We start from the raw sequence: 15,268 nt of genomic DNA, 5'->3' as shown, positions 1-15,268 counted from the left end.
TAAACCACAATAAGGTGCTGCTATGGCTGGCGATAACTTCACTGCGCTACCGACACTGATCTGGATTGGCGAACACCCGTTCTGGACCCTGCTCACCCTCTCCCTGATGCTGACCCACTTCTGGCGCCGCCCGGGACAGCGACGGGAGCTGCTCTCCGAGCTCGGCTTCGTGATGATAAGCGCGGTGGTCATCCTGCTGATCCAGCTCGAAGGGGGCTGGTTCAAACTGCCGTTGCCCCATCAACTGCTGGTCGAGATCTCCACCCTGCTGGCCGGTTTGATACTGGTCAAGGTGTGGGGGATCCTGCTGTTCGAGTTTCTGCTACCCCTCTGCCATGTGCGGATCCCGCGGATCATCGCCGATATCGTCATCACCATCGGCTATATCGGCTGGGGTCTGTTTCGCCTCTACGCCTCCGGCATGGCGCTCGGGGAGATAGTCACCACCTCGGCGGTGATCACTGCGGTCATCGCCTTCGCCATGCAGGATACCCTTGGCAACCTGCTGGCCGGGGTCTCCATCCAGCTCGACAACTCCATTGCCATCGGTGACTGGCTGCAAGTGGATACCACCCAGGGCCGGGTGGTGGAGATCAACTGGCGTGCCACCACCATCGAGACCCGCAACTGGGAGACAGTCGTCATCCCCAACAGCCACCTGCTCAAGCAGCGCTTCACCGTGCTTGGCCGCCGTCGGGGCGAACCGCTGCAGTGGCGGCGCTGGGTCTGGTTCGATCTGACGCTGGATACCCTGCCGACCCAGATCATCGCGCTGATCGAGAAATCCCTGCGGGAGACCAAGCTCCCCTGCGTCGCCAAGTATCCGCAACCGGACTGTCTGCTGATGAACGTCGAAGGGGGGATTGCCCGCTACGCGGTGCGCTACTGGCTGACCGATCTGGCTCGCGACGATCCGACCGACTCCATGGTGCGCAGCCTGATCGATGCTGCCCTGCGCCGCAACGATCGCCGCCTCACCCCGCCGATCTTCAACGTCTTCATGAGCAAGGAGAAACAACATCAGGATGCGCGCCACAAGCGCCACACTGCCGAGCGTACCGACACCCTGCGCAAACTACCGCTGTTTGCCATGTTGCAGGAGGACGAGCAGCTCCAGCTGGCCGATCAGGTGAAGTTCGCCCCCTTCGTCAGCGGCGACATCATGCTGGAGCAGGGGGATGTCTCCAGCTGGCTGTTCGTGCTGGTCAAAGGGGAGGCCGAGATGGTGGTCAACGTCGAGGGACGGGAGCTTAAACTGGGCACCCTCGGCGCGGGGGACTTCTTTGGCGAGCTGAGCCTGCTCACCGGCGAGCCCAGCTCCTTCACGGTACGGGCGGTGGCCACCGTCGAAACCTATCGCATCAATCAGGCGATGTTTCAGGAGCTGGTGATGCAGCGGGAATCGTTGGTCGAGCCCCTCTACCGGGTGCTGAGCGCCCGCCAGCAGGAGCAGCGGGCGCTGCTGGAGCGGGAGGCGGAAGCCATGAAACAGCCACCACAACAGCTTGATCTGCTTGATAAACTGATGAAGCTGTTCGGTGGAAGATGACGTAACATGGCGCGATAGTGAGGACGTGAAGAGAGAACCGCGGCCATGTTACTGACCACCCTGGCCCTTGCCGCCAGCCTGCAATTTGATTGCCCTGCCACCATCGAGACTCGCCAGCAGTTGCTAACCCCGCAGCAGGGCTGGCAGGCGTTCACCCGCGATGACGATGGCAAACCGGACGAAACCCTCAGCCACCGGCTCGATAATCTGGCCCTGTTCGACGGTGATCCAGCCGAGCTGGCCCAGCTCAAACCGGATAATGGCGACAACGACGAGATCCACTACTGGAGCCAGCTCGATAGCAGCCTGAGCCCCCTCTATCTGGTCTGCCGCTATCAGAACAGCGCCATCACCCTGCAGCAGGCGCTGCCCGTCGGCATCAGTTACTGTCGCGTCAACCAGCGCGACCGCTACACCCTGCTCGGGCTGGTTTGCCGCAAATAGCGGTCGTAACCCCTTGCCATACATCGCTATTCGCTGACAGCCATTGCCGCCTGAGCATAGCCACCCGCCAGCGCCATCAGAGCAGCAGCTCGGCCAGCTCCTCCAGCGCCGTCAGCTCCACGTCCGGCAACAGTTGCAGCTGTTGCCACGGTTGCTGCCGCTCGTTGAGCCAGGCGGCGCGAAAGCCGTGCAAGCGGGCCCCCAGCACATCGGTCTCGGGATGATCCCCCACATGGAGGATCCGCTCCGCTGGCAGCTTGAGGGCGCTACGAGTCTGCTCAAACATATCCGGCGCCGGTTTCATTCTGGCGCCCGCCCCCGCCTTGCAGACCAGAGTGAAATAGGGCTCAAGCCCTGCCTGCGCCAGATCCAGATTGCCGTTGGTGATGACCACCAGCGGGTAGCGCTCGGCCAGTCTGGCCAGCAGCCGATGGGTTGACTCGCTCACCTCGATCTTCGAGCGCTCTGCCAGAAACGCAGCAAACACCTGCTCCGCCTCGCGGCTGGCCTGCTGGTCAGCCATGCCCCCCGCGACCATGGCGGCGCGGATGGTCTGCTGGCGCGCCAGGCTGACATCGTGGCGCAGCTCGGGGGAGCTGTTCAGCACACTGCGCTTGAGTTCCAGCCAGCGCGGCTTGTCGAGCATGGCGGTGGCCAGATATTCGCTGCGCAGATGGCTCAGCATCCACTGCTCGGCGCGCACGATGGCGGGGCCGTTATCATAGAGGGTGTCATCGAGGTCAAACGAGATGGCAGCAACCGGCTGCCAGCGGCGATAGAAGTGCATGGACTCTCCTCTGCAACGGGACTCGGGGCCCGTTATTCATCGTCCTGCGCATCCGGGTCACGCTTGGCCCTTGGGTGGGCGCTGTCGTAAACCTTGGCCAGATGCTGAAAGTCGAGGTGGGTATAGATCTGGGTGGTGGAGAGATCGGCGTGTCCCAGCAGCTCCTGCACCGCCCGCAGATCGCCGGAGGACTCCAGCATATGGGTGGCAAAGCTGTGGCGCAGCTTGTGGGGATGGACGTGGGCGTTGAGCGCCTGCTTGTTGCCCCAGCCATCGAGGCGGGCCTGCACCGAGCGGGCCGACAGCCGCTGCTTGCGGCTGGAGACAAACAGCGCCTCGCTCTCGTCCCCGGCCAGCAGCGGGCGCACCTTGAGCCATTTCTGCAGCCACTCGACCGCCATCCGGCCGATCGGCAGCACCCGCTCCCGCGAGCCCTTGCCGGTCACCTTGAGCTGACGGTCATCGAGCTTCAGATCCACCAGATTGATCCCCACCAGCTCGGCAAGGCGCAGCCCTGAGGAGTACATCAGCTCCATGATGGCGCGATCCCGCACCGCCAGCGGATCCTGCTCGTCGGTGATATTGAGCAGCTGGTACATCTCGTCCACATCGAGGTTTTTCGGCAGCGGTCGTCCCTGTTTTGGAGTGACGATGCCGCGGGCCGGATTGGCGGTCAGCCGCCCCTGCCGCACCTGCCAGTCGCAAAAGCTGCGCAGGGCAGAGAGCTTGGTGGCAAGGGAACGAGGAGCAAGGCCCACCTTGTGCATCCTGGTCACCAGAGTACGCACCTGACTCGCCTCGAGTAGGCCCCAGTCAGCCAGACCCAGCGTCACCAGCTCGGCGGTCATCGCCTCCAGATGGGCTTGATAGTTATTGCGGGTATGAGGGCTGAGCTGACGCTCGACCCTCAGGTATTCGATAAAGGCCGCCAGCTCGTCCGCCAGTGCAGCAGGCAGTGGCGGCGCGACGACGGGAGCTTTGGCGGGTGCCCTGGCCGGTGTTCTAGCCATGAGTCAGCTCGGGCAGACGCAATTGCAGCAGGCGCCCCAGTTGGCCCAGCAGCAAGGTGTCGTTGTGGGGGGTGAAGTGGCTGGGATCCGAGCTGGCAAAGGCCAGCACACCGAGATCGCCGAGCCGCATCAGGGCGACCGAGTTGACCAGCACATCGTGGCCAAACAGCGCTTGCTTCTCGCTCTGGCTCAGACGGCCAAAGTAGTAATCCTGCCCCGGCAGACGCTGACCCAGCAGGGATTCGAGCTGCTTGCCCTGCGCCAGAAAGCGCTGCTCGGGCCCGCTCAGGGCAAACTTCTTGGGATTGAGCCAGAGCCGCAGCCCGGTCAGGCGCAGCCGCTGGACAAAGGCCTTGCCCATCACGGCACTCACCTCGAACAGGGTCTGGCAACCGTACAGCTCGCCGTAGAGATCGGCATATACCCGGAAGATCCGCTCGTTCTCGCTGGCGATCCCCATCAATTCGGTGATCTCCTGCTCCAGCTGTTCGATCCGCTCGCGCTGACGCTCCAGCTGGCGCTCGACCAGCGAAACCGACCCTTTGCGTTCATGGGGAATGCGGATCCGGTCCAGCACGGCGGCATGGCGTTGGAAAAACTCGGGATAACGGGCCAGGTACTCCAGCACAGTGGCTTCATCCACCGATTGCTCCTGCCGTTTGAGTTCGCTCATAAATTGGTTGATCCATCAGAGAAATGGGGCTCGCTGCCCCGACATCATGGGCAAAGGGGGCCAGCGCCCCCCGTACCTGAACCTTTATCCGGCTAAACCTCTATCTGGCCGTCAAACACATGCTCGGCGGGGCCTGTCATATAGACCGGCTGGCCCGGCCCCTTCCAGGCGATGGTCAGCTTGCCGCCCGGCAGACTGACGGTGACCCGCTCCTTGAGCTTGCCCTGGCTGATGCCAATCACCGCCGCCGCACAGGCACCGGTGCCGCAGGCCAGGGTCTCCCCCACCCCGCGTTCGAATACCCGCAGCTTGATCTCGGTGGCGTTGACCATCTCCATAAAGCCGACGTTGACCCGTTCAGGGAAACGCTCATGGCGCTCCATGATGGCGCCCAGCGTCTCGACCGGCGCATCGGCGACCGACGGCACCTCGATGACACAGTGGGGATTGCCCATGGAGACCACGCCACACATCACGGTATGTTCCTGCGCCCGCAGCAGATAGGTTTTCTCTGCCTTCTGAGCCCGGAACGGGATCTTGCCCGGCTCGAACTGGGGCACCCCCATATTGACCGTGACCTGATTCTCCCCCTCCAGCTGCAACACGATGCGACCCCGGGCGGTGCTGACCGCGATGCGATCCCGGTTGATCAGCCCCTTGAGACGCACGAAACGGGCAAAGCAGCGGGCGCCGTTGCCGCACTGTTCCACCTCGCTGCCATCGGCATTGAAAATGCGATAGTGAAAGTCGAGTTCAGGATCATAGGGCGGCTCCACCAGCAGCAGCTGGTCAAAGCCGATCCCGAAGTGGCGATCCGCCATCTTCTTGATGACGTCATTGCTGAAAAATACCTTCTGGGTGACGCCATCCACCACCATGAAGTCGTTGCCCAAGCCATGCATCTTGGAAAAATCTATCAACATCGTGCATTCCTGTGCTGTTAGGGCTGTAAATACTCATCGAACCAAGAGGCGTCACACGCCATGAAGTCATTGTCCCAGACTGCGCCATCAGGGCAGCAGGTGCTCACCGCGCCAGAGATCGGCCAACTGCTCACGCTCGCGGATCAGGTGCGCCTCGGCACCATCCACCAGCACTTCGGCCGCGCGCGGACGGGTGTTGTAGTTGGATGACATGGTAAAGCCGTAGGCACCGGCCGAACGCACTGCCAGCAGCGAACCCTCGGCAATCGCCAGGGTGCGCTCCTTGCCGAGGAAGTCGCCGGTCTCGCACACCGGGCCAACCACGTCATAGAGCGCGGGAGCATGACCGGCGCGGCTATCCACCTCGATGATGTTCATCCAGGCGCCGTAGAGCGAGGGGCGCAGCATGTCGTTCATACCGGCATCGATCAGCGCAAAGTTGCGGGTCTCACCCGGTTTCAGATACTCGACCCGAGTCAGCAGCACGCCTGCATTGGCGACGATGGCGCGGCCCGGCTCGAACAGCAGGGTCAGATCCCGACCCGCCAGCTTCTGCTTGAGCGCTTCGGCATATTCGGTCGGATGGGGTGGCTGCTCGGAACCATAGTTAACCCCGAGACCACCGCCCACATCCAGATGATGGATATGAATCCCTTCTGCAGCCAGACCGTCGATCAGCCGCAGCAGTTTGTCGGCGGCTTCCATGAAGGGATTCAATTCAGTGAGTTGCGAGCCGATATGGCAATCCACCCCGACGATCTCGATGTTCGCCATCGCCGCCGCCTTGCGGTAGATGTCAGGCGCCAGCTCGATGGGAATGCCGAACTTGTTCTGCTTGAGGCCAGTGGAGATATAGGGGTGAGTACCGGCATCAATATCCGGATTGACCCGTACCGAAACGCGAGCTTTCTTGCCCATGCTACCAGCCACCCGATTGAGGCGCTCCAGCTCGGCTTCCGACTCCAGATTGAAACAGAGGATCTCTTTTTCCAGCGCCAGGCGCATCTCCGCTTCGCTCTTGGCCACTCCGGAGAAGACCACTTTGCCCGGATCACCGCCCGCCGCCAGTACCCGCGACAGCTCGCCACCGGAGACGATGTCAAACCCCGAGCCCAGACGGGCCAGCAGGTTGAGCAGCGCCAGGTTGGAGTTGGCCTTCACCGCATAGCAGATCAGATGAGGAATATCGCCAGCGGCCTTGTCGAAGGCGTGCCAGTGGCGCTCGAGGGTCGCACGGGAGTAGACGTAAAGCGGGGTACCGTACTGCTCGGCAAGCTGTTGCAGCGAGGTTTGCTCGGCCTGAAGCTGGCCGTCGGCGTCGTAGTTAAAGTGATCCAAGGGGGCGGTTCCTTCCTAGAATGGGTGCGGCATTAGTGCGGCGCGGCCTCGGTGGCAGCCTCGGAGGTCGCAGGCGGTGCTGCTTGCGGTGTACTCTGGCTCTGTGGCTGCTCGGGGGGCGGCATATAGAGCGGCCCCTTCAGACCGCACGCGGCCAACCCGAGGGACAGAAGAGTGGCAAGCAGACACTTGGTGAACTGGGTGATCATAATGGTTCGCTGCGAAAAAATTTTTGGCCCTCTATAATCGCACTCACATTGTTAAAAGCAACAGGATAAACCGATGAAGGATCACGAGTATCACGCCCTGACCGACGCCTTTTTCCAATATGTGGAAGACACCCTCGACGAGGGGTATCCGGATATCGACTGCGAACGCAACGGCGGCGTATTGACCCTCTCTTTCGAGAACAAGACCAAGGTCATCATCAACAAGCAGGAGCCACTGCACCAGATTTGGGTCGCCACACGCGAGAACGGCTTCCACTTCGACCTGCAGGGTGACACCTGGATCGACAACCGCTTCGGCCACGAGCTCAAGGCGCTGTTGAGCAAGTCCTGCACCGCCCAGGCTGGCGAAACCGTGGTGTTCCCATGATTGACCTGCACCCGCAGGGCGCCCGTCACGCGGTGATCTGGCTGCACGGGCTGGGTGATTCCGGCGCCGGTCTCGCCCCGCTGGTGGACGCGCTGGACCTGCCCGCCGATCTGCCGGTGCGTCACCTGCTGCCGGATGCCCCCGAGCGCCCGATCACCATCAACATGGGCTACAAGATGCGCGGCTGGTACGACATCAAGAGCTTCGAGGATCCCGCCGAGCGGGCCGTGGAGTCCCATGTCCGTGACTCGGCCGACCAGATTGCCGCCCTGCTCGATCAGCTGGTGGCCGACGGGTTTGCCCCCGAGCGCATCGTGCTGGCGGGCTTCTCCCAGGGCGGGGTGATTGCCTCCTTCACCGCGCTGCGCTATCAGGCAACGCTGGCGGGCCTGCTCTGCATGTCCACCTATCTGGCAGCTCCCGACAAATTGCTCGGCGAGATGAGCAAGGCCGCTCGCACCCTGCCCATCTGCTACATGCACGGCATCTATGACGATGTGGTGAGCCTGTCGCTCGGTTGGGATGCCAAGAACCGGCTGGAAAGCGCCGGGCTCGCCCCCGAGTGGCACGAGTACCCGATGCGCCACGAGATCTGCCGTCCGCAGCTCGGCGACATTCGCAGCTGGCTGCTGGCCCGCCTCGGTGCCTGAGCCCCTCCGATAAAGCAAACGGCCTGCATCTGCAGGCCGTTTTTTATGGCGATTACCACTGGCGGGTCAGCCCACTTCCCGAGTGGGCGGCACCTGTTCGCGCAGAGTGCCCTGACTGCGATAGGGGATCACATCCAGCTCGCCATTCACTTGTACTATCTCGTAGTACTGAGGCAGGTTGAAGTTAATGAACTGGCCGTCATCGCTGAACCGCTCGTGATTGGAGGTGTAGAAGCGGTTGACCCCCGCCACCAGCTCATCCTTGTTGCCGGCGAAGTGCTGGTAGATCTCCACCCGGTTCGCCTCATCGAGGATATAGATGTTGGTACCCGCATCCCGGGTATCGAAGAAGAACTGCACCAGGCCTTCGCTGGCGTAAGCATCGACGATGCTCGGCAGATGCTGGCTGTGGGTCTTGTCGAGCCGCAGCGGCAGGTGATCCAGCTTGTTGTGGGAGATGTGACGGTAAAAATCGATGGCGTTTTCCAGCTTCTTGACCGACACACCGCGCCGCTCGAAGAAGATGCCGTACTTCTCGCGACCGAGGGCCATGGTCTTGACCAGCTGCTGCTTGTCGCGGGCAAGGCGCAGATCGATACACTCTGCCACCAGAGTCTGGAAGCGGGAGCACACCAGAGAGCGGAAGTGCTGGCTGTAGCAGAACACTTCAATCATCTCGGGGGCGGCAGCATCCTGATGCATCTTGCCGAGGATGGTGGTGAGGGCATCGACCACAGCTTCATCCCCCTGGAAGTGCAGGGTACGGATCTCGCTCCAGGAGTTGCGATAGACCAGATCCACCGAACCGACCAGACACTCCTGATTGCGACCGAACGAGAAGACATCCACGGTGTTGGCGTCAAATTCGATCACCTGACCGACCCAGTGGCTGGTCGGGTCCATCTCCAGATTGAGGAAGATGGAGAGCTGGCGGATCTCGCACGGACGGCTGAGCGCCAGGTTGGTGGCCAGCGGGTACTTCTCGGGGAAGCAGCCGGAGAGATCGCGACAGAACTGGTGCAGATTGTCGATGTGCAAATCCGAACCCTGATTGAACAGGTGCACCCGCGACTGGGGCGTCAGCAGATCGTTGAAGTAGGCCCAGGAGACCAGCTTGCTGATGTAACCGTTGAACTCCAGCGGCGCGCGGCCAATGATGTCCACCGGCTCCAGCGAATGTTTGTAGAGATACCAGCCGGCGCGGTTGAGGCGACCATGGGGCACCTGCACGAAGCTGAGATCCGGCTCGCTGAGATCCGGCGCGATCTTGAGGTTGATGCGCTGCACCTTGCCCGGCAGGCTCTCGAACGCGGCGTAGAGCTTGCGCGACAAAATGCCGATATCTTCCGGGTTGATCGACTCGCTGATGTTGTTGCGGCGGGCGAACTGGATCAGGTTGCGGTAGCTCTGCATCAGGGCTTCCAGCAGCTCGGCGTGGGCGATCTTCACCTCTTCGATCTTCCACTCATGGCGGTGATCGAGTTGATAGAGTTTGTCCTGACTCCAGCCCCAGTAGGAGACCAGCTGGCTCATCTGCTCGCGGCGCCACTCGGGGGAGTGATCATCCTTGGGATGGCTGAGACCGTCGCACACCTTGAGGTAGAAGCAGCGACGCACCAGATCGAGCCGCGCCATGTCGCCGATGGACTTGAGGTAGTTGGTCACCTTGTCCAGCATCAGACAGTAGTTGTCGAGCCGGTAGTGCATCCCCTCGTTGTGCTGGAACCAGTCGCGGCCAGTCATCGACAGCAGACGGGTGTTGGGGTACTCGTGGGAGTAGGCTTCCATCAGCACCGACTTGAGCACCGCCTTGTAGGGGGAGTCGATCCCCTTGTAGAGCTGCCACAGGGCGGAGCCGAAATACTCTTCGGCCGGAATACGGTCAAAACTGCCCAGATCGAGCCAGTCGTCCTGCTTGAGCTTGCCGCTCTCGAACAGCTCGTTCACATACTCATCGTAGTGTTCGTCACACTCAATGGGCACCAGATACCAGATCAAGCGCTTGCCCGCGATATGCATGGCACTGCGGTAGAACTCGTCGAGCAGCAGCAGGTGCTGGGCACTGCCGCAGCTCTCACCCTGCATCTGGGCATCATTGGTCTGGCGGAACTTGTCTTCCGGGATCAGGAAGAAGTTGAGATCGACGCCGCGCTGTTCGGCCCACTTGGAGAGTTGCTGGCACTTCAGCTCCAGCAGATCGAGCCGCTCCTGCGACAAACCGGCCACGTGGCAGACCCAGATATCGAGATCGGAGTGACAGCATTGCCCGATGGACGAGGTGCTGCCCATGGAGTAGAGCCCCTGAATGGCCCGATCATGGGTGGCAAGACCGTTCTGACAGTTGGCGTTGCGACAGAGGTCATCGATAAAGGCTTGCTGCTCGGCGGTGGCGCTGAAGCTCCAGATGCCATGAGGAACATCACCGGAGACATAACCGGGCAGCAGGGGGTGATTGAAGTGCAGCATGACAGGCAGCAGTTGGAATACCTGCTGCCCATAGCGACTCATGAGGCCTAACGCCCGTTGCGTCTTGAGACGGGTAATGTCGTCATAACGCGCAACCAGCGTATCGATGTGTTCCTGCAATGCCCTGCCTATCACCTAAGTGAAAATGACGCACCAAAAGGGGGATACGTCAAAAAAGTGTGATCATGTTAACAATGCAAACAGCAGTGGTAAACAAGCCTTCCGCTAATCGTCAGATTATTTCTGGTATGACCACAAAAAGTATCAGGAGAAATCGTTAAATCTCAATCTATTCAATGAATTAATCATCTAGCATGACTTAATGAAAATCATTTTCAGCATGCATTTTTGAGCTTGGCCCCGCTTTTGCCGGCTCCGCCATGAAAGCCCGGGCAAAGGGTGGTAATATCGATTTCCTTCTAAAAATGAAACAACTGATTGATATGGCAGCCCGAACCCTGAAAATTGCCACTCGCAAGAGCCCGCTGGCCCTGTGGCAGGCCAACTTTGTCAAAGACCGGCTCGAAGCCCTGCACCCGCAGTTGCAGGTCGAACTGGTGCCCATGAGCACTCAGGGTGACAAGATCCTCGATACCCCGCTGGCCAAGGTCGGTGGCAAAGGGTTGTTCGTCAAGGAGCTGGAGACCGCCATGCTGGAAGGACGGGCCGATATCGCCGTTCACTCCATGAAAGATGTGCCGGTGGAGTTCCCCGAGGGGCTCGGTCTGCACACCATCTGCGAGCGGGAAGATCCCCGCGATGCCTTCGTTTCCAACCGTTTCAAGGCCATTGCCGAGCTGCCGCAAGGGGCCGTGGTCGGCACCTCCAGCCTGCGCCGCCAGTGCCAGTTGCGCGCCGCCCGCCCGGATCTGGTGATCCGCGACCTGCGTGGCAACGTCAACACTCGCCTCGCCAAACTGGATGCCGGTGAGTACGACGCCATCATCCTCGCCGCCGCCGGTCTGAAACGACTGGAGATGGCGCAACGCATCACCGCCTTTATCGAGCCGGAGCAGAGCCTGCCCGCCAACGGTCAGGGCGCCGTCGGCATCGAATGCCGCCTCGACGATGTTGAGCTGCACGCCCTGCTGGCGCCGCTGGAGCACGCCGAGACCCGCGCCAGAGTGCTGACCGAGCGCGCCATGAACCGTGCCCTGCAAGGGGGATGTCAGGTCCCTATCGGTGCCTATGCACTGGTCGAAGGCGAGCAGATCTGGCTGCGCGGTCTGGTGGGTAGCCCGGATGGCAGTCAGGTGATCCGTGACGAGATCCGCGGCCCGCTGGCCGATGGCGAGGCGCTCGGCGAGCAACTGGCCCAGCGCCTGCTGGCCGCCGGTGCCGACGAGATCCTGGCCGAGGTCTACCGCGCATGACCCCGCTGGTGGTGCGTCCGGCCGCTCAGGCCGCCGAGCTGGTGCAGTTGCTGCGCCAGCACGGTCATGCACCGCTCTGCTGCCCGCTGCTGGAAACCGTGGCGGGCAGTGAACTCCCTCGCTTACCCGACCTGCTGCGCCGCGCCGACATCGTTATCGCGGTCAGCATCCATGCCGTTCATTTTGCACACGATTTTCTGTTGCAAACTGGTCAGACCTGGCCACATATTGAGTACTTTGCGGTGGGTCAGGCCAGCGCCGATGCCTTTGCCGCCGTCGGCATAACCGCGACCTGCCCGGATGACCCGCGCAGCGAGGGGCTGCTGGCCCTGCCCGCTCTGCAGCAGGTGACAAGCAAACGGGTGCTGATCCTGCGCGGCAATGGCGGGCGGGATCTCATCGCCAGCACACTGGCCTCACGCGGTGCTCTGGTGCACTATTGTGCGGCCTATGAGCGCCACTACCCTGAGCTAGACGGGAACACATTGACCCACCACTGGCAGGCCGCGGGGCTGGACAGCCTGCTCATTACCAGTGGTGAACTGTTGCAACGGCTGCTGGAGCTGGTTCCCAACCACCAGCGGCCCTGGCTTTTTGACCGCCTGCTGGTGGTCCCCAGCCCGCGCGTGGCCGAGATGGCCAGCGCAGCGGGCTTTATCCATATCACGATTGCCCAAGGTGCATCCAACCAGGCCCTGACGGCCGCACTGGAACTGAGGAAGATGGAATGACAGAACAACAAGAATCCCAGGTCAAACCCCAGCCGACCGCTGTGGTCAATGGCAGCAAGAACCGCTCCGGTGCCGTACTGGGAGGGGTCGCCATCCTGCTGGCCCTTGGCCTGACCGGCGGTCTCTATCTGCACGGTCACAAGAATGCCGTTGCCCAGCAGGCCGAACTGGCCCAGCTCAAGCAGCAGCTGGCGAGCGCCCTGAGCAAGATCGACCAGACCAGCAGCAAGGATGCCGAGCAGCTGGCCGCACTGGATCAAACCCAGCAGCGGCTGCAAGGGGAGATGCAGGGGCTGCAGAATCGGGTACTGGATCTCAACGACAAGCGCCCCAACGACTGGATGCTGGCCGAATCCGAGTATCTGGTACGGATGGCGGGCCGCAAGCTGTGGCTGGAGCATGACCTCGTCTCCGCCATCACCTTGCTCGGCAACGCCGACGAGCGCATCGCCGCCCTCAACGACCCCAGCCTGATGCCGATCCGCAAGGCGCTGGCCGAAGATATCGCCAAGCTCAAAGGGATGCCGCGCATCGACCGCGAGGGGCTGACCCTCAAGCTGGCCGCGCTGTCCGACCAAATTGAGCTGCTGCCCCTCTCCACCGTCAGCATGCCGGAAGCCAAGGCCGAGCCGGATCAGGCGGTCAGCACCAATCCCGACGAATGGGAGAGCAACCTGAAGAAGAACTGGGTCAAGTTCACCGAGAACTTCGTCACCATCCGTCGCCGCGATGGCGCGGTCGAGGCGCTGCTCTCGCCGCAGCAGGAGATCTTCCTGCGTGAAAACCTCAAGACCAAGTTGTTGCAGGCCCAGCTCTCCGTCTATCGCGAGCAGCAGGCGCTCTACGAAGACAGCCTGGACAAGGCCCAGCGCTGGCTGACCCAATATTTTGACACCGACAACAGCGCCACCCGCTACATGCAGGGCGAGATCGACAAGCTCAAAGGTGAGCAGATCCAGATCGACTATCCGGCCCAGTTCAAGACCCAGGCGATGCTGGAGCAGGTGTTGACCGAACGCCTGCAACGCATTCTGGCCAGCAGCTGAGGAGGGCACCATGATCCGTATAATCATTCTGGTTGCCGTGATGGTCGCAGGGCTGATCTTTGGCCCGCAAGCCTCAGGCAACAAGGGCTATGTGCTGATTGCCCTTGGCAATTACACCATCGAATCGTCCGTCACCAGCGCGGTGATCCTGGCCGTGCTGTTCTACGGCGCTCTGCTGATCGTCGAGTGGCTGCTGGGCCGGGTATTCGGCCTGCGCCGCAAGACCCTCGGCTGGTATGGCTCGCGCCGCCGCCGCAAGGCCAATCAACAGACCGTTGCCGCCACCCTGGCGATGGCCGAAGGGCAATACAGTCAGGCTGAAAAGCTGCTGATCAAGGGGGCCAGCAACAGCGACACCCCGCTGCTCAACTACCTGAGTGCCGCCAAGGCCGCGCAGGCACGTGGTGACGACGCCCGCCGGGATCAATACCTGCAAAAAGCGCAGGAGGAGAACCCCAAGGCCGAGCTGGCGCTCACCCTGACCCAGACCCAACTGCAGATCGAGCAGGGTCAGTACGACACCGCACTGGCGATGCTGGAGTCGGTCTACGCCCTCAACCCGCGCCACCCCATGGTGCTGGATCAGCTGCGTCAGGTGCATCTGGCCCGTCAGGACTGGAGCGCCCTGTGCGACCTGATCCCGGCACTGCACAAGGTGGGCAAGCTGACCCCGAAACAGGAAGAAGATCTGCTGCAACAGGCCTGGTGTGGCCGCCTGCAACAGGCTGCCGGCAGTCTCGAAACCATCAAGGCGGTATGGCAGGATCTGCCGCGCAAGCTGCGCCTTGAGCCGGAACTGCTGGCCTGCTACGGGGATCTGCTGCGCCAGCTCGGTGCCGACAACGAGGCCGCCACCCTGTGGCAGGAGGCGCTGCGCAAACAGCCGATGCCGCAGCTGCTGGCTCGCCTGCCCAAGCTGAAACTCGACAGCTACCAGCCGCTGCTGGCACTGCTGCAAAAACAGCAGGGGCAACCGGAGGTAGACACCGCACTGGCCCAGCTCTATCTGCTGGCCGGTCAGCTGGACGATGCCCAGAAGCTGCTGGAGCAGGAAGTGGAGCGGGCGCCGAGCGCCGCCGCCTACCACGCCCTTGGCCAGCTGATGGACAAGCGCCGCCTCACCAACAAGGCCAACGAGTACTATCGTCAGGCTCTGGCGCTGGCGGGGATCTGATCCCCGGCAAACAGAAACGCGAGAGGCCGCATGATGCGGCCTCTTTTTTTATCTCTTCGCCCTGCCCTCGTCAGGTGGTGAGCCGCTCCAGCTCGCCGATCAGCCAGATGGCCTCGGCGCGGTGGCTACCGCACACATCCATCATGGGGCGAAAACCGCCACACACTGCCGGCCGTTCCGGTTGACCGAAGATCTTGCAGCCAAGGGCGCTATCGAGCTGGATACAGGGGATGCCAGCCGGTTTGCCATCTGGCATACCGGGAATGGCACTGCTGATACTGGGGGCGATGCAACAGGCAGCGCAGCCGCTACGACACTCCATACACTCCACTCCTTTGGGACGGTCTGAGCCACCATAGCCGAAGCGGCGGCACAAACGTAGCTGGCGTACAACAAAAAGCCCGACCGCACGGGCGATCGGGCTTCAGGCAACACAGCCGGTTCAGCGAGCCATCATCACAGGATGATATCGCGTACCACGCTGTCTTTGCGTTCCAGATAATGGAT

General features: G+C 61.8%; 16 protein-coding genes. 8 read left to right on the top strand and 8 right to left on the bottom strand.

Annotated elements, in window-relative coordinates; all coding sequences use genetic code 11:
* Positions 1-22: 22 nt before the first annotated feature.
* Positions 23-1,549, top strand: coding sequence for a mechanosensitive ion channel family protein (locus tag OKC40_RS04315; protein WP_270794234.1), 1,527 nt, complete (start codon positions 23-25; stop codon positions 1,547-1,549).
* 45 nt (positions 1,550-1,594) lie between these two features.
* Entirely contained in the window at positions 1,595-1,993 is a 399-nt protein-coding gene (locus tag OKC40_RS04310; RefSeq protein ID WP_139440305.1) for an STY0301 family protein, read from the top strand.
* A gap of 76 nt (positions 1,994-2,069) precedes the next feature.
* Here OKC40_RS04310 and OKC40_RS04305 read toward each other — a convergent pair whose 3' ends face one another.
* The 6 genes from OKC40_RS04305 to lptM form a co-directional block, all read right to left on the bottom strand.
* The gene (locus tag OKC40_RS04305; protein WP_139440306.1) at positions 2,070-2,780 is read right to left on the bottom strand and encodes an HAD-IA family hydrolase; all 711 of its coding nucleotides are present in this window, start codon (positions 2,778-2,780) and stop codon (positions 2,070-2,072) included.
* Positions 2,781-2,812: 32 nt separating this feature from the next.
* Entirely contained in the window at positions 2,813-3,790 is a 978-nt protein-coding gene (gene xerC, locus OKC40_RS04300; RefSeq protein WP_270794231.1) for a tyrosine recombinase XerC, read from the bottom strand.
* The gene (locus OKC40_RS04295; RefSeq protein ID WP_058053479.1) at positions 3,783-4,463 is read right to left on the bottom strand and encodes a DUF484 family protein; all 681 of its coding nucleotides are present in this window, start codon (positions 4,461-4,463) and stop codon (positions 3,783-3,785) included. Before OKC40_RS04295 ends, xerC begins: the two co-directional genes overlap by 8 nt.
* Before the next feature lie 92 nt (positions 4,464-4,555).
* Positions 4,556-5,386, bottom strand: a complete 831-nt coding sequence (dapF, locus tag OKC40_RS04290; protein ID WP_182938408.1) for a diaminopimelate epimerase — start codon at positions 5,384-5,386, stop codon at positions 4,556-4,558.
* Positions 5,387-5,473: 87 nt separating this feature from the next.
* A complete protein-coding gene (gene lysA, locus OKC40_RS04285) occupies positions 5,474-6,724 on the bottom strand; it encodes a diaminopimelate decarboxylase (RefSeq protein WP_042061562.1) in 1,251 nt (416 codons plus the stop codon).
* A gap of 32 nt (positions 6,725-6,756) precedes the next feature.
* Positions 6,757-6,933 carry an LPS translocon maturation chaperone LptM gene (lptM, locus tag OKC40_RS04280; protein ID WP_074045189.1) on the bottom strand — a complete coding sequence of 59 codons (177 nt, stop codon included), beginning with the start codon at positions 6,931-6,933 and terminating at the stop codon, positions 6,757-6,759.
* Between the two features lie 73 nt (positions 6,934-7,006).
* Between lptM and cyaY the strand changes: the two genes are divergently transcribed.
* Both cyaY and OKC40_RS04270 read left to right on the top strand, forming a co-directional pair.
* Positions 7,007-7,321: an iron donor protein CyaY gene (cyaY, locus tag OKC40_RS04275; protein WP_042655643.1), complete on the top strand. Its 315-nt coding sequence runs from the start codon at positions 7,007-7,009 to the stop codon at positions 7,319-7,321.
* Positions 7,318-7,971 carry an alpha/beta hydrolase gene (locus OKC40_RS04270; RefSeq protein ID WP_182938409.1) on the top strand — a complete coding sequence of 218 codons (654 nt, stop codon included), beginning with the start codon at positions 7,318-7,320 and terminating at the stop codon, positions 7,969-7,971. Before cyaY ends, OKC40_RS04270 begins: the two co-directional genes overlap by 4 nt.
* Before the next feature lie 66 nt (positions 7,972-8,037).
* Here the strand turns inward: OKC40_RS04270 and OKC40_RS04265 are convergent, their stop codons facing one another.
* Positions 8,038-10,557: a class I adenylate cyclase gene (locus OKC40_RS04265; RefSeq protein WP_182938410.1), complete on the bottom strand. Its 2,520-nt coding sequence runs from the start codon at positions 10,555-10,557 to the stop codon at positions 8,038-8,040.
* A 323-nt stretch (positions 10,558-10,880) separates the two neighbouring features.
* Here OKC40_RS04265 and hemC point away from each other — a divergent pair, with 323 nt between their 5' ends.
* From hemC to OKC40_RS04245, 4 genes are read left to right on the top strand one after another with little or no spacing between them, the layout of a single operon-like run.
* Positions 10,881-11,810, top strand: coding sequence for a hydroxymethylbilane synthase (gene hemC / locus OKC40_RS04260; RefSeq protein ID WP_156129256.1), 930 nt, complete (start codon positions 10,881-10,883; stop codon positions 11,808-11,810).
* Positions 11,807-12,541 (top strand): uroporphyrinogen-III synthase, encoded by a 735-nt coding sequence (locus tag OKC40_RS04255; protein WP_182938411.1) that lies wholly within the window; start codon positions 11,807-11,809, stop codon positions 12,539-12,541. Before hemC ends, OKC40_RS04255 begins: the two co-directional genes overlap by 4 nt.
* A complete protein-coding gene (locus OKC40_RS04250) occupies positions 12,538-13,587 on the top strand; it encodes a uroporphyrinogen-III C-methyltransferase (RefSeq protein WP_111806393.1) in 1,050 nt (349 codons plus the stop codon). The genes OKC40_RS04255 and OKC40_RS04250 overlap by 4 nt, the downstream gene beginning before the upstream one ends.
* A gap of 10 nt (positions 13,588-13,597) precedes the next feature.
* Positions 13,598-14,761: a heme biosynthesis HemY N-terminal domain-containing protein gene (locus OKC40_RS04245; RefSeq protein ID WP_182938412.1), complete on the top strand. Its 1,164-nt coding sequence runs from the start codon at positions 13,598-13,600 to the stop codon at positions 14,759-14,761.
* A 70-nt stretch (positions 14,762-14,831) separates the two neighbouring features.
* Here OKC40_RS04245 and OKC40_RS04240 read toward each other — a convergent pair whose 3' ends face one another.
* A complete protein-coding gene (locus OKC40_RS04240) occupies positions 14,832-15,083 on the bottom strand; it encodes a YkgJ family cysteine cluster protein (protein WP_182938413.1) in 252 nt (83 codons plus the stop codon).
* Positions 15,084-15,268: the final 185 nt, after the last annotated feature.

Source organism: Aeromonas sp. QDB11, from assembly GCF_027705265.1.
Taxonomy (GTDB): domain Bacteria; phylum Pseudomonadota; class Gammaproteobacteria; order Enterobacterales; family Aeromonadaceae; genus Aeromonas; species Aeromonas allosaccharophila.
The sequence above is the reverse complement of the archived record's forward strand: the minus strand, read 5'-3'. Positions and strand labels throughout refer to the sequence as shown.

Coding starts and splice junctions, on each gene's coding strand:
- OKC40_RS04240 (WP_182938413.1), bottom strand. CDS start 15,083: ATGGAGTGTCGTAGCGGCTGCGCTGCCTGTTGCATCGCCCCCAGTATC.
- OKC40_RS04270 (WP_182938409.1), top strand. CDS start 7,318: ATGATTGACCTGCACCCGCAGGGCGCCCGTCACGCGGTGATCTGGCTG.
- OKC40_RS04315 (WP_270794234.1), top strand. CDS start 23: ATGGCTGGCGATAACTTCACTGCGCTACCGACACTGATCTGGATTGGC.
- OKC40_RS04250 (WP_111806393.1), top strand. CDS start 12,538: ATGACAGAACAACAAGAATCCCAGGTCAAACCCCAGCCGACCGCTGTG.
- cyaY (WP_042655643.1), top strand. CDS start 7,007: ATGAAGGATCACGAGTATCACGCCCTGACCGACGCCTTTTTCCAATAT.
- lptM (WP_074045189.1), bottom strand. CDS start 6,933: ATGATCACCCAGTTCACCAAGTGTCTGCTTGCCACTCTTCTGTCCCTC.
- hemC (WP_156129256.1), top strand. CDS start 10,881: ATGGCAGCCCGAACCCTGAAAATTGCCACTCGCAAGAGCCCGCTGGCC.
- dapF (WP_182938408.1), bottom strand. CDS start 5,386: ATGTTGATAGATTTTTCCAAGATGCATGGCTTGGGCAACGACTTCATG.
- OKC40_RS04310 (WP_139440305.1), top strand. CDS start 1,595: ATGTTACTGACCACCCTGGCCCTTGCCGCCAGCCTGCAATTTGATTGC.
- OKC40_RS04295 (WP_058053479.1), bottom strand. CDS start 4,463: ATGAGCGAACTCAAACGGCAGGAGCAATCGGTGGATGAAGCCACTGTG.
- OKC40_RS04305 (WP_139440306.1), bottom strand. CDS start 2,780: ATGCACTTCTATCGCCGCTGGCAGCCGGTTGCTGCCATCTCGTTTGAC.
- OKC40_RS04245 (WP_182938412.1), top strand. CDS start 13,598: ATGATCCGTATAATCATTCTGGTTGCCGTGATGGTCGCAGGGCTGATC.
- OKC40_RS04255 (WP_182938411.1), top strand. CDS start 11,807: ATGACCCCGCTGGTGGTGCGTCCGGCCGCTCAGGCCGCCGAGCTGGTG.
- xerC (WP_270794231.1), bottom strand. CDS start 3,790: ATGGCTAGAACACCGGCCAGGGCACCCGCCAAAGCTCCCGTCGTCGCG.